The 13607-nt window shown below is 67.8% G+C and carries 10 protein-coding genes and 1 other RNA gene; all 11 read left to right on the top strand.

Going from position 1 to position 13607, the window contains the following annotated elements; all coding sequences use genetic code 11:
• Nucleotides 1-12: 12 nt before the first annotated feature.
• The 11 genes from BLV76_RS01295 to BLV76_RS01240 all read left to right on the top strand — a co-directional run bounded on the left by BLV76_RS01295 (nt 13) and on the right by BLV76_RS01240 (nt 13529).
• A complete protein-coding gene (locus BLV76_RS01295; RefSeq protein WP_245734490.1) occupies nt 13-1434 on the top strand; it encodes a glycoside hydrolase family 3 protein in 1422 nt (473 codons plus the stop codon).
• Nucleotides 1431-2348: an ROK family protein gene (locus tag BLV76_RS01290; RefSeq protein ID WP_217630223.1), complete on the top strand. Its 918-nt coding sequence runs from the start codon at nt 1431-1433 to the stop codon at nt 2346-2348. Before BLV76_RS01295 ends, BLV76_RS01290 begins: the two co-directional genes overlap by 4 nt.
• Nucleotides 2348-3133 (top strand): glucosamine-6-phosphate deaminase, encoded by a 786-nt coding sequence (locus tag BLV76_RS01285; RefSeq protein ID WP_090967503.1) that lies wholly within the window; start codon nt 2348-2350, stop codon nt 3131-3133. The genes BLV76_RS01290 and BLV76_RS01285 overlap by 1 nt, the downstream gene beginning before the upstream one ends.
• Nucleotides 3134-3155: 22 nt before the next feature.
• On the top strand, nt 3156-4472 hold the full coding sequence (locus BLV76_RS01280) for a hemolysin family protein (protein WP_090967502.1): 1317 nt from the start codon (nt 3156-3158) through the stop codon (nt 4470-4472).
• Nucleotides 4469-4999: a hypothetical protein gene (locus BLV76_RS01275; protein WP_139306431.1), complete on the top strand. Its 531-nt coding sequence runs from the start codon at nt 4469-4471 to the stop codon at nt 4997-4999. The genes BLV76_RS01280 and BLV76_RS01275 overlap by 4 nt, the downstream gene beginning before the upstream one ends.
• Before the next feature lie 59 nt (nt 5000-5058).
• Nucleotides 5059-5429, top strand: a transfer-messenger RNA (tmRNA) gene (gene ssrA, locus BLV76_RS01270).
• Between the two features lie 163 nt (nt 5430-5592).
• The gene (locus BLV76_RS01265) at nt 5593-7053 is read left to right on the top strand and encodes a type I restriction-modification system subunit M (RefSeq protein WP_090967500.1); all 1461 of its coding nucleotides are present in this window, start codon (nt 5593-5595) and stop codon (nt 7051-7053) included.
• The gene (locus tag BLV76_RS23440; protein WP_090967499.1) at nt 7050-7640 is read left to right on the top strand and encodes a restriction endonuclease subunit S; all 591 of its coding nucleotides are present in this window, start codon (nt 7050-7052) and stop codon (nt 7638-7640) included. The genes BLV76_RS01265 and BLV76_RS23440 overlap by 4 nt, the downstream gene beginning before the upstream one ends.
• Entirely contained in the window at nt 7598-8212 is a 615-nt protein-coding gene (locus BLV76_RS01255) for a restriction endonuclease subunit S (protein ID WP_090967498.1), read from the top strand. The genes BLV76_RS23440 and BLV76_RS01255 overlap by 43 nt, the downstream gene beginning before the upstream one ends.
• A gap of 29 nt (nt 8213-8241) precedes the next feature.
• Entirely contained in the window at nt 8242-9132 is an 891-nt protein-coding gene (locus BLV76_RS01250) for a restriction endonuclease (protein WP_090972173.1), read from the top strand.
• A gap of 728 nt (nt 9133-9860) precedes the next feature.
• Nucleotides 9861-13529 (top strand): DEAD/DEAH box helicase family protein, encoded by a 3669-nt coding sequence (locus BLV76_RS01240; RefSeq protein WP_245734489.1) that lies wholly within the window; start codon nt 9861-9863, stop codon nt 13527-13529.
• Nucleotides 13530-13607 lie beyond the last annotated feature (78 nt).

Here is a 13607-nt window from a genome sequence, read left to right as displayed (position 1 = left end):
ATGATGACCGGGATGACCAACGACGTCCGCGCCCTGGCCCTGCAGGTGCAGCTGCCGGGCTTCCACGGCACCACGCTGCCCGACGACTACCGCGCCCTCCTCGAGGAGGGCCTCGGTGGGATCTGCTACTTCGGCAGCAACACCGCCGGAGGTCCAGACAGCATCCGTGCGCTGAGCGCCGCCATCACCGCCGCCAACCCGCTCGCCGTCATCGCCGTCGACGAGGAGGGCGGCGACGTCAGCCGACTGCACACCCTCGAGCCCAGCCCGGTGCTGGGCGCGGCGGCGCTCGGCGGTGCCGGCGACTTCCGGCTCACCGAGTCGGTCGGGCGCTGGATCGGCCACGAGCTCGCGGCGGTCGGCATCACCCTCGACCTCGCGCCGGTCGCGGACATCAACTGCAACCCCGACAACCCCGTCATCGGCACGCGCAGCTTCGGCACCGAGCCCGACGACGTCGCCGCGCACGTCTCGGCCTGGACCCGCGGACTCCAGGCGACCGGCGTGGGTGCCTGCGCCAAGCACTTCCCTGGCCACGGCGACACCGCCACCGACAGCCACCTCGCGCTGCCCCGCATCGACGTCGACGCGCAGACCCTGGCCGAGCGCGAGCTGGTGCCGTTCGCCGGCGTCGTCCAGGCCGGCATCGCGTCCGTGATGACCTCGCACATCGTCGTGCCCGCCATCGACCCCGACCGCCCGGCCACGCTCAGCCCGGCCGTGCTGCGGCTGCTGCGCGAGGACCTCGGGTTCGACGGGGTCATCGTCAGTGACGCGCTCGACATGGCTGGCGCGTCGGCCGAGACCGGCATCCCGGAGGCCGCGGTCCTCGCGCTGGCCGCGGGGTGCGACCTGCTCTGCATCGGTCCCGACAAGCCCGCCTCGCTCGTGGAGGAGATCCGCGACGCGGTGGTCCGCGCGGTCGACGAGGGCCGGCTCACCCGCGAGCGCCTCGCCGACGCCGTCGGGCGGGTGCGGGCGCTGAGCGTGCTCGCCTCCGAGGTCGACGTCACCGCACCCGACGAGGCGTGGCAGGCCGGCGCCGCGGCCTTCGCGATGTCGATCGACGGCGAGCTGCCCGACCTCACCGGCGCCGTCGTGGTCAGCGTCGAGACGGTCGCCAACATCGCGGTCGGCGAGGTCGCCTGGGGCATCACCCCGGACCTCCGGGTCGACCCGGAGGCGCTGGCCGTGCCCGACGACGTACCAGCCGGGGTCCCGCTCGTCGTGCAGGTGCGCGACGCAGGTCGGCGCCCCGAGCTGCTCGACTTCCTGCGGTCGCTGGCCGGGGCCGGCCGGACCGCCGTGGTCGTGGAGTGGGGCTGGCCGGCGGCGTACGACGTCGGGCTTGCGAGAATCAGCACGCGCGGCTCGTCGGCACCCGGCGTGGCCGCGGTGACCGAGCTGTTGCGAGAGGCAGGGTGGACGCGGTGAGGCCGGCACTGGCAGGGACGCGGTCCGTCGGTCTCGACATCGGCGGCACCAAGACCCACGGCGTGGTCCTCGGCGAGGACGGCGAGATCCTGGCCCAGGCCCGCAAGTCCACGCGGTCCGGCGCCGAGGGCGTCGTCGGGAGTGCGGCGCGGGTCTTCGAGGCGCTGGCGAAGGAGATCGGGGAGCCGCTGATCTGCCGCGTCGGCGTCGGTGTGCCCGGGCTGGTCGACACCGAGCGCGGGACGCTGCGCCACGCGGTCAACCTCGGCGTCAACGGCGACGACCTGCCGTTGCGCGACCTGCTCGCGATCCGGCTCGGGGTGCCGGTGGTCGTGGAGAACGACGTCAACGTCGCCGCCCTCGCCGCCCGGGCGCTGGTCGAGGCCGACGACGTCGTCTACCTCAGCGTCGGCACCGGACTGGCCGCCGGGCTGGTGATCGACGGCCGCCTGCGCCGCGGCGAGCACGGCGCGGCCGGCGAGATCGGCCACCTGCCCATCGACCCCGCCGGCGCCGAGTGCGGCTGTGGCCAGGTCGGCTGCCTGGAGACCATCGCGTCGGGTCGCGCGCTCGCGCGTGCGTGGCCCACCCCGGACGGACCGCCGGCCGCCGACCTCTTCGCGGCCGCGGCCGACGGCGACGTGAAGGCGATCGCCGTGCGTGACCGGTTCTGCTGGGGCGTGGCCTGCGCGATCCGCGCCCTCGGCCTGACGATCGATCCCGAGCGCATCGTGCTGGGCGGCGGTGTCAGCGAGGTCGGCGAGCCGCTCAGGGTGGAGGTCGTCCGCCAGCTGCGCTCGCTGGGGGAGGGCTCGCCCTTCCTCGACTCGCTCGGGCTGGCCGACCGGCTGAGCATGGTGCCGCAGCACTACCCGCTGGCGACCGTCGGCGCCGCGATCCTGGGGAGGGACTGATGGAGGTCGTACCACTCGACAGCGCCGAGGCCGTGGGCGCGCTCGCCGCCGACACGTTCGAGGCGCTGGTGCACAGCAAGCCGACAGCCGTGCTGGGGCTGGCGACCGGGTCGAGCCCGCTGCCGACCTACCAGGAGTTGGTCCGGCGGCACGAGGCCGGCACCGGGCCGTCGTACGACCAGGTCAGGTGCTTCACCCTCGACGAGTACGTCGGCCTGCCGCTCGGGCACCCGCAGACCTACCGCGAGACCATCTTCGCGGAGGTGACCGACGGGCTCGGCATCGACCGCGACCGCGTCGCCAGCCCCGACGTCGACCCCGCCGGCCTGCCGGAGGCGGGTGCGCGCTACGAGGCCGCGCTCGTGGACGCCGGGGGAGTCGACGTGCAGGTGCTCGGCATCGGCAGCGACGGCCACCTGGCCTTCAACGAGCCCGGCTCGTCCCTCGTCTCGCTGACCCGGCTCAAGACACTGACCGACCGCACGCGCCAGGACAACGCGCGCTTCTTCGACTCGATCGACGAGGTGCCACGCCACGTCCTGACGCAGGGCCTCGGCACCATCGGCCGGGCCCGCCACCTGCTCCTCGTGGTCTCGGGCGAGGGCAAGGCGCAGGCTGTCGCGGACGCGGTCGAGGGTCCCGTGTCCGCGTCCTGCCCCGCGTCCGTGCTCCAGCTGCACCCCCACGTCACCGTGCTGCTCGACCCGGGTGCGGCGTCGAGGCTGGGACGTGTCGACTACTACCGCGAGGTCTACGCCGGGAAGCCGGACTGGCAGGGGCTCTGACCCCTCTCGATAGGGTCGGCGCGTGGAATCGGGGTTGTGGGTCGACGTCCTGCTGGTGCTCGCCTTCGTGCTCGTGGGCGGGGTGTTCGCCGCGACCGAGATGGCGCTGGTGTCCCTGCGCTCCGCGCAGGTCGACCGGCTCGAGCGCGAGGGCGGTCGTGGTCACGCGGTCGCGGCGCTCGCGCGCGACCCCGGGCGGTTCCTGTCCGCGGTGCAGATCGGCGTCACCGTCGCGGGCTTCCTGTCGGCGTCGTTCGGTGCGTCCACCCTCGCGCCGTCCTTCGTCCCGTTCTTCGAGGGGATCGGGTCACCGGCGCCCGAGACGGTCTCCCTGATCGTGACGACCCTCGTCGTGTCGTACCTCTCGCTCGTGCTCGGCGAGCTCGTGCCCAAGAGGCTCGCGCTCCAGCGCTCGGCCGGCGTCGCGAAGCTCTTCGCACCGCCCCTCGGCAAGTTCGCCGTCGTGATGACGCCGGTGATCTGGCTGCTGTCGCTGTCAACCAACCTCCTGCTCCGCCTCCTCGGCGGCAACCCCGACGCCGCCGGCGACGAGGTCGACGAGGAGGAGCTCCGGATCATGATCTCCGGCCACGAGGACATCCCCGAGGGCGAGCGCAAGATCGTCGACGACGTCTTCGACGCCGGCGACCGCTCGATCAGCGAGGTGATGAAGCCCCGCGGCGACGTGGTCTTCCTGCGCGGCGACATGTCGCTCGCCGACGCGGTCTCGGTCATCGTCGGCGAGCCCTACACGCGCTACCCGGTGACCGGTGAGTCGTTCGACGAGATCCTGGGCTACCTCCACCTGCGCGACGTCCTCGGTCGCAGCGACGACGCGGCGACGCCGGTGTCCGCGATCGTGCGCGACCTCCCGGTGCTGCCGCGCACCAACCGGGTGCTGCCCTCGATCGACCAGCTGCGCAACCTCGGAGCGCACATCGCGCTCGTCGTCGACGAGTACGGCGGCACCGACGGCATCGTCACCCTCGAGGACCTGATGGAGGAGCTCGTCGGGGAGATCCAGGACGAGTACGACCGCGACGCCGAGCTGGCCGCGTCCGCCGATCCCGAGACGGTCGACGCCGGGCTCACCATCGAGGACTTCGCGGACCGCACGGGTGTCGAGCTCGAGGACGGCCCCTACGAGACGGTGGCCGGCTTCGTGCTCCACCGCCTCGCCCGGATGGCCGACACCGGCGACCGGGTGACGGTCGGCGACCGCGTCCTGGAGGTCGCCGAGGTCGACGGCCACCGCATCACGCGCGTACGGCTCCACGCCCCGGTCGCGGCAGCCGAGCCGACCCCGGATGGAGCGGCGCCCCCGGACGACGAGCAGTGAGGCCACCAGTCGGCCTCGCGCTCGCCGTCGCAGCCGCGGGGCTCGCGGCCTGCGGGAGCCCGGATGGCGCGTCCGACCGGGATCCCGCCGAGCTCACCCCTGAAGGAATGGCGGAGGTGGTCGGCGAGCACGTCGACCGTCGGCCCACCTCGGTCGAGTCGTGGGACGTGATGACCCGCGAGCTCGAGGTCGAGTCGCCCGGCGCCGCCCTGCGCTTCGGCGACGACTTCCTCGCCGTCGCGGTGACGCCCAGCACCGAGAACCCGTTCGTGTGCAGCGACACGTCCTTCTTCGACGCGTGCGTCACCTTCAGCCACGGTGGCAGTGACCTCGTCCTCGCGTGGCAGGAGCTGGAGCCCGAGGAGGACCCGGGAGTCGTGTACGTCGCCGACGTCCGCGACGACGAGGCCGTGCTGGCCCACTACTCCGGTGTCGGGATCACGGGCGATCCCCGCGACCTGGACCTCGGGATCACGGTCGACCAGATGGCCGACATCGTGACCGACGAGCGCCTCACCCTGCACTGAGCGGGAATGCGCGCGACGGCTGTCGGCGTTGGCACGTATGATCGACACACAACTCAAGAGGGGCTGATCGGTTTCGACTTGGGACGTTAGTTCCAGGAGAAGCGGGTCGAGAAGCCAGCGTCATCTCGTTAACGATCGCTGGAAACCTATAGTTGCCAACTCCAAGCGCAACGACTTCGCTCTCGCTGCCTGAGCAGTGATCGAAGGGTCTGACCGGGCATCCGTCTCCGTCCCGGACCCAGGCCTCATCTAGGAGACTTGCTGGTCACTCTCTGTCAGGAGGGGTGACCGGGACTCAATCCTGACTGAGCCTGTCGGCGACGTGTCTGTGCGAGCGCCGGGGCCGAGAAAAGCGACAGCACAGACTGCACCCGGAGAAGACCTGGTTCGACGCTCGAGGACCGGGGTTCGATTCCCCGCAGCTCCACTCAGGGGTCTTCGCAGAATAAGCGTGGACTCTTCGCAGAATTACCGGTCCCGGTGGGTCACACCGCCGGGAGCCAGCCCTCTTGAACGAGAGCCGTCTCGACACCCGTCGGGGCGGCTCTCGTGGTCTGTCTGCGGGCGTCGGAGGTGCCGCTTAGAGTTCGGGTGTGATCACCGGGGAGCTAAAGAGCAAGATCGACACCATCTGGAACGCGTTCTGGTCAGGCGGCATCGCGAACCCCCTCGAGGTGATCGAGCAGATCACCTACCTCCTGTTCGTCCGTCGCCTCGATGACCTCCAGACGCTGGCCGAGAAGAAGGCCAACCGCACGGGACAGCCCGTCGAGAACCCGCTCTTCCAGCCCGGGCAGGCCGACCTCCGGTGGTCGAAGTTCAAGGACCTCGAGCCCGGCGTGATGCACCAGGTCGTGGGCGAAGGCGTCTTCCCGTTCCTGCGCGCACTCGGCGGTGACGGATCGACCTACTCCACCCACATGAAGGACGCCCGCTTCACGATCCCGACACCGGCGCTGCTGTCCAAGGTCGTCGATCTGCTCGACGAGATCCCGATGAACGACCGCGACACCAGCGGTGATCTGTACGAGTACATGCTCAGCAAGATCGCGACCGCTGGCACCAACGGTCAGTTCCGGACGCCGCGCCACGTCATCGACCTCATGGTCGCGATGACCGCGCCACAACCCACCGACGAGATCTGCGACCCGGCCTCGGGCACGTCGGGGTTCCTGGTTTCGGCGGCTCAGTACGTCCGCGAGCACCACCCGTCCGTGATGACCGACGCCGCCCAGCGTCAGCACTTCCACCAGAGCATGTTCCACGGCTACGACTTCGACTCCACCATGCTCCGCATCGGCAGCATGAACATGCTGCTCCACGGAGTCGAGCAGCCTGACATCCGCTACCGCGACTCCCTCTCCGAGGGCGCGTCCGGTGAGGAAGGGACGTACTCGCTGATCCTGGCGAACCCGCCCTTCGCCGGCAGCCTCGACTACGAGTCCACCTCCAAGGACCTGCAGCGGGTCGTCAAGACCAAGAAGACGGAACTCCTGTTTCTCGCCCTCTTCCTCCGGCTGCTCAAGCCGGGAGGTCGGGCGGCGGTCATCGTCCCGGACGGCGTGCTCTTCGGGTCATCCACGGCACACAAGGACCTCCGCAAGATCCTTGTTGAGGACCAGAAACTTGACGCAGTGGTCAAGCTCCCCTCGGGGGTGTTCAGGCCGTACGCGGGGGTCTCTACCGCCATCCTCTTCTTCACCAAGACTAACTCTGGCGGCACCGACCATGTCTGGTTCTACGACGTTCAGGCTGACGGCTTCAGTCTTGACGACAAGCGCAGCCCGATCCAGGCAAACGATCTCCCAGACGTGCTGTCGCGCTGGGCGAATCGCGATTCTGACGAGCAGCACCGGGCCCGCACTGAGCAGAGTTTCTGTGTGCCCAAGGCCGACATCGAGGAGCAGGGCTACGACCTATCCCTGAACCGTTACAGGGAGATCGTCCACGACGAGACCGAGCACCGTGCTCCGCTCGACATCATCGCGGACTTGGAGAAGCTCGAGGAACAGATCCAACAGGAGCTTGGCGAGTTGAGGGCGATGCTCTCGTGACAAAACTGCGCGACGTGGTGGCTGTGCGAGGTGGGGGTACCCCTCGAAGGTCAACGGCTGAGTTCTACGGCGGTTCCATCCCCTGGGTGACTCCAAAGGACATGAAGCGGGCGATTGTGTCCGACTCTTCAGTCAGGCTGACGCAAGCCGGGGTGGACAATTCTCCCGCGAAACTGATCGCTTCCGGATCTGTCCTGGTTGTTGTGCGCTCGGGAGTGCTGAAGCACACGCTCCCCGTCGCTCTGACGACCGCACCGGTCACCGTGAACCAAGACATGAAGGCGTTGACACCTTCGGCTGAAGTCCATCCTGCGTTCCTTGCCAGACTGGTCAAGTCCCTTCAGCCGCGCGTACTGACCTGGGTCCGAGCGACTACAGCGGACAACTTCCCGATCGAGAGCTTGCTCGAGCTTGATGTCGAGATACCCCCCTCGACGAGCAGCGCCGTATCGCCGCGATCCTGGACCGGGCCGATGCCCTCCGCGCAAAGCGTCGCGAAGCCCTCGCCTACCTCGACGGTCTCGCCCAGTCGATCTTTCACGAAATGTTCGGCGAGCCCGACTCTGAGTGGCCGACGGTCACCGTGAAGGACATCGCATCGGTGAAGGGGGGTAAAAGGCTACCGAAGGGAGCCGATTACGCAGCCGCCCCGACGCCTTATCCGTACGTTCGGGTCGTGGACCTGAAGAACGGCGCCATCTCCACCGCAGATCTCCGGTATCTCACGTCCGACGTTCAGGCAACGATCAGTCGCTACACGGTTGCGTCAGGCGACGTTGTTATCTCCATTGCCGGTTCAATCGGGCTAGTAGCACCAGTACCGGACGAGCTCGTTGGTGCGAACCTCACGGAGAATGCCGCCAAGTTGGTCCCACATCAGAAGGACCTTTACGAGGCCGAGTGGCTGGCCGCCGCTTTGCGGTCCGCTGGTCTCCAGTCGCAGATCCGCAGCCACGTCGGCCAGGTGACGATTGGAAAGTTGGCATTGTTTAGGATCGAAAAACTCTCACTGATCCTGCCGCCGATTGAGGTTCAGCGGCGATTCATGAAGCGAGTGCGGAAAGCCGCCGCGTTGCGGGCGGTATTTGACCCGTGCTCGCGAGAAGTTGAAGAATTGTTCGAGGCGCTACAAGCTAGCGCGTTTCGGGGTGAGTTGTGACGTCTCCAGTGCCGACCTGGGATCAGTACATGGCGCCATGCCTACGGGTGCTGTCTGATGGGGAGGTGCATCGCACACGCCCGATCGTGGAGGGGGCAGCCGACCTCCTCGGGGTGACGGACGAGCAGCGGCAGATCCTGATTCCCTCGGGGCAGGAGCAGTGGGTGAACCGCGGCAACTGGGCGTTGTCCTATCTGGCCCGGTCGGGTGCGGCCGAGCGGCCGAGTCGGGGCCGCTACCGGATCACTGATGTCGGTCGGCAGCTCCTCTCGGAGCACCCGAACGGCATCACCGAGAAGCACCTGCGCGCGCTGTCCGGCGATGAGAACGCCCCGCACACCTTCAAGGCGTTTCCCTCGCCCGTGCAGGTGTCCGCGCCCGCTGCGGTGGAAGAGTCATCCAGGCTCGACCCCGAGGAGCAGATTGCGTCCGGGGTTGCTCGTATCAACGCTGATGTCGCCGACCAGTTGCTGACCCGCATTCTCGCGCAGGAGCCGGTCTTCTTCGAGCAGGCCGTGCTCGACCTGCTGATCGCCATGGGCTACGGCGGCGCGGAGGGGTCAGCGACCCGCACCCAGCTGTCCAGCGACGGCGGCATCGACGGGATCGTCGATCAGGATGCGCTCGGGTTGAGCAGGATCTACGTCCAGGCGAAGCGCTACGCCGAGGGCAACGCCATCGGTCGGCCGGCGATTCAGGCCTTCGTCGGTGCCTTGGCCGGTAATCAGGCCAACCAAGGGGTCTTCATCACGACCAGTCGGTTCAGTGGTGAGGCACAGGCCTACGCCGACCAGGTGCCGACGCGCATCGTGCTCATCGACGGCGAGAAGTTGACCAGGCTGATGATCCGCTACGGCGTCGGTGTACAGGTGAAGAGGACAGTCCAGATCGTCGAGATGGACGAGGACTTCTTCGAGTGAGCCACCTGGGGGCGAGCATGTTCGAGTCTCCGACGACGGACATAGCCGCGGTTGGCTACGAAGGCGGGGCCTGAGGTGTCGACCTACCAACGCCGTGGCCACTATCGCCGAGGTAGGGACGGACAGCTGCACTGGGTCTCGACTCATGCTGTGACCCGCAACCGGTCGTCACGGCGCGTACGTCGGGCCCCACGTGCCCGGAGAGCCCCTCGACCCAGCACTCCGGCGTTTCCACCTCCGGTGTTGTGGCGCCGAGTCCCGTCGGAGCCGAATGCGAACTGTCCGGTCTGCGGCGCCAGAGTCTGGTTCTTCCGCAACAGGCGAGGTGGCTGCGCTTACTTCGACGCCCTCGGCATCCCGTGGCCGAAACACCCGTGCATGGCTGGCTACCGGTTCGACGACCTGGCAGCACAACAGGCCAGGGCGGCCTACGAGCGCGGACAGAAGAGGGCTGAGGCAAGAGCTCGCAAGGTTGCGTTAGCCGATGAGCGGCGAGCGGCGCGGCGAGCCCAACGGGCTATGCGCAATGCCGAACGGGACGCACGCGTGACCAGCGGTCCTGGGGCAGTCTCCACGGCGCCCATCGCGGGCGCCCCAGCGCTCCAGTTTGCTGGTACGTCGTCGCAACGGACCATCGGCTGGTGGACCGTTCTGTCGATGCTTCTCGCCTGGTTCGTTTCCCTCCCACTCTCGGTCGCCTACCTCAATGAACCCAGTGCCTCTCTGCCGTGGGTCGATCACCTGCTCGTGACGATGCCCACGATCGTGAGCCTTCCGGCGATGGCTTGGTTCTTGTGGAAGGTCCCTGTCCCCAAGGCCAGTGCCGGTCGTGTGGCGGGGAGCGTCATCCTGGCGCCGATCTTCCTGACAGCTGGCGTCCTGTCGTTCCTGTTCACGGTGGGGCTCGGGTCATTTGTTTTCGCGTGGTTCTTGTGGCGGCAGACGCAGATCGCGTCGACGGCGAGGGGGACAGAAACGGTATGAGCAGCAACTTCGAGTTCATCAAGGCGGACTGGCCGCAGACGCACGCGGACTGCGCGCAGGCAGAGGGCTACCTGGCCTCGGACCCGCGCACCGCGTGCATCTACGCGCGTCGGGCTGCCGAGCAGCTTGTCGGCCTGATCTACGACGTGGACCGCCTGCCGTTGCCGTACAAGAACGATCTGGCCGCGCGGATCAACCAGGCAGAGTTCCGCAACCGGGTCGGTGTGGGGATCGGGCAGAAGCTCAACCTGATCCGCAGTCTCGGCAACAAGGCCGTCCACGACATTCAGCCGATTCCGGCGAAAGCAGCCGTCGACGTCCTTCGGGAGCTCCACCACGTCGTGGTGTGGACTGCCTTCCGCTACTCGACGAATCCGGCCTCTGTGCCCACCGGTGCGGTGTTCGACCCGTCGGTGGCCGGAAAGAACGCCCCGCTGAGTCGCGACGACGTCGTCAAGCTCGCGGAGAAGTTCCAAGCCCAAGACGAGGCGCACACGAAGGCGCTAGCTGAGCGCGACGACCTGGCCGCGGCCAAGGACGCCGAGATCGAGAAGCTCCGGGCGCAGATCAAGGCGGCACAGGCTGCCAACACGTTGCCGGACACCCGGGACTACTCCGAGGCCAAGACCCGCGAGCTGATCATCGACCAGCTGCTCCGCGAGGCGGGGTGGCTACTCACAGAGGTCCGGGACCGTGAGTTCGAGGTCACCGGCATGCCCAACGAGAAGAACACCGGCTACGTCGACTACGTGCTCTGGGGTGCAGACGGTCTGCCGCTGGCCGTGGTGGAGGCGAAGCGCACCACGGTTGAGCCGGCCGTCGGCCAGCAGCAGGCCAAGCTCTACGCCGACTGCCTCGAGCAGATGACCGGCCGACGCCCGGTGATTCTCTACACGAACGGCTACCAGACCTGGCTCTGGGACGACGCCGCCGGCTACCCACCCCGCAAGGTCGAGGGCTTCTTCACCGACGCCGAGCTGGAGCTCATGGTGGGACGCCGCACCGGTCGGCTCCCACTCGCCACCGCGACGATCACCAAGGAGATCGTCGGGCGGCACTACCAGCAACGCGCCATCCGCGCCGTCGGCGACGCCTTCACCGCCAAGCAGCGCGACGCCCTGCTCGTGATGGCCACCGGGTCGGGAAAGACGCGCGTGACGATCGCGCTGGTTGACCAACTCATGCGAGCCGGCTGGGTGAAACGTGTGCTGTTCCTCGCCGACCGCACCGCCTTGGTCCGCCAGGCAGCGAATGCGTTCAAGACCCACCTCCCCAACGTCACGACCGTCAACCTGGTCACCGAGAAGAACAACGACGGCCGCGTGTACGTCTCGACCTACCCGACGATGCTCAACCTCATCAACGACATCGACAGCGGCCGACGCCTGTTCGGACCCGGCTACTTCGACCTCGTCGTGATCGATGAGGCCCACCGGTCGGTCTACCAGAAGTACGGCGCGATCTTCTCCTGGTTCGACTCGCTGCTGGTGGGTCTGACCGCGACCCCCAAGGACGAGGTCGACCGCAACACCTACGGCCTGTTCAACCTGGAGGACGGTGTTCCCACCGACGCATACAGCCTCGACGAGGCCGTGGCCGAGGGCTACCTCGTCCCCCCGGTGGGGGTGTCCATGTCCACCAAGTTCCTGCGGCAGGGGATCCGTTACGACGAACTCTCCGAGGAGGAGAAGGACGACTGGGACTCCTACGAGTGGAGCGAGGACGGCGAGATCCCCGACGCCATCAGCGCCGAGGAGCTGAACCGGTTCCTGTTCAACGCCGACACCGTCGACAAGGTCCTGGCAACCCTGATGAAGGACGGTCACAAGGTCGCCGGCGGCGACCGCCTGGGCAAGACCATCATCTTCGCCAAGAACCAGAAGCACGCCGAGTTCATCGAGCAGCGCTTCAACCTCGCCTACCCCCACTACGCCGGCGACTTCGCCCGCGTGATCACCCACTCCGTCACCTACGCACAGTCGCTGATCGACGACTTCTCGATCAAGGACAAGGCACCGCACATCGCGATCTCTGTCGACATGCTCGACACCGGCATCGACGTCCCTGAGGTCGTCAACCTCGTCTTCTTCAAGGCCGTCCGGTCCAAGTCCAAGTTCTGGCAGATGATCGGCCGCGGCACCCGCCTGTGCGCCAATCTCTACGGCCCCAGTGAGGACAAGAAGAACTTCTATGTCTTCGACGTCTGCGGCAACCTCGAGTACTTCAGCCAGGACCTCCCCGAGACCGGTGGCAGTGTGCAGAAATCGCTGGCCGAGCGCCTCTTCGAGGCCCGCCTGGGTCTGGTCGCAGCCCTTGACCACACCTCTGGTGAGACGACCGAGGATCCGGAGGTGGGTGAAGGTGAGACGTCCGAGCGCGGGCTTAGGGTCGACGTCGCCTGGTCGCTCCACGAGCTCGTGGCGGGCATGAACGTCCACAACTTCCTGGTGCGCCCCGCTCGGCAGTGGGTCGAGACCTACGCCGAGTGGCGCTCGTGGAAGCATCTGGACACGGACAAGGCCGGTGACATCGCCCGGCATCTGGCCGGGTTGCCCTCCGCGCATCGCGACGAGGACGAGAACGCCAAACGCTTCGACCTGATCCTGCTGCGTCTGCAACTCGCCCGACTGGAGAGCGACGCACTCACCTACGAACGGCTGCGCAAGCAGGTCCAAGACATCAGCTCGGCGCTGCTCGGCCAGACGACCATCCCGTCGGTCAAGGCTCAGGTGCAACTGCTGGACCAGCTGGCCGGTGACGAGTGGTGGGTCGACGCGACCCTGCCGATGCTTGAGCTGGCTCGCCGACGGGTCCGAGGCCTGGTGCGGTTCGTCGACTCGACCAAGCGCGCCATCGTCTACTCCGACTTCGAGGACGAGCTCGGCGACTCCAGCATCGTCGACCTCCCGGGAGTCCTGCCCGGCACCAACTGGGAACGGTTCCGCGCCAAAGCCCGGGCCTACCTGCTTGACCACGAGGACCACCTCGCGCTGCAGCGCCTGCGCCGTAACCTCCAGCTCACCGCCGGTGACCTCACCTCCTTGGAGACGATGCTGCTGGAGTCCGGTGCCGGTACCGAGACCGACATCGCCAAGGCCCGCGAGGAAGCCCACGGCCTGGGCCTCTTTGTCCGGTCCCTCGTGGGACTGGACCGTGAAGCCGCCACGGCCGCATTCGACCGCTACCTCTCCGACACCTCGTTCTCGACCAACCAGCTCCGGTTCGTGCAGATGGTGGTCGAGGAGCTGACCGCGAACGGCGTGGTGGAGGTCGCCAGGCTCTACGAGTCCCCGTTCACCGACCACGCACCCAACGGGCCGGACTCGCTGTTCACCGACGCCCAGGTCGACGACATCGTCGCCGTCCTCGACGACGTCCGAACGCACGCCCTCCCGGACGTCACCGTGGCGTGAGACCGCGGCCGGGCGCCGCAGCCACGTCTCGCTGTTGAGTTGTCAAGGATCAAGCGCACTGCCGTGCACTGACGAAGC

The organism is Nocardioides exalbidus, from assembly GCF_900105585.1.
GTDB classification, from domain to species: Bacteria; Actinomycetota; Actinomycetes; order Propionibacteriales; family Nocardioidaceae; genus Nocardioides; species Nocardioides exalbidus.
This window is presented reverse-complemented; position numbering and strand designations above follow the sequence as displayed.

Coding starts and splice junctions, on each gene's coding strand:
- BLV76_RS01295 (WP_245734490.1), top strand. CDS start 13: ATGACCAACGACGTCCGCGCCCTGGCCCTGCAGGTGCAGCTGCCGGGC.
- BLV76_RS01285 (WP_090967503.1), top strand. CDS start 2,348: ATGGAGGTCGTACCACTCGACAGCGCCGAGGCCGTGGGCGCGCTCGCC.
- BLV76_RS01255 (WP_090967498.1), top strand. CDS start 7,598: ATGTTCGGCGAGCCCGACTCTGAGTGGCCGACGGTCACCGTGAAGGAC.
- BLV76_RS01250 (WP_090972173.1), top strand. CDS start 8,242: ATGGCGCCATGCCTACGGGTGCTGTCTGATGGGGAGGTGCATCGCACA.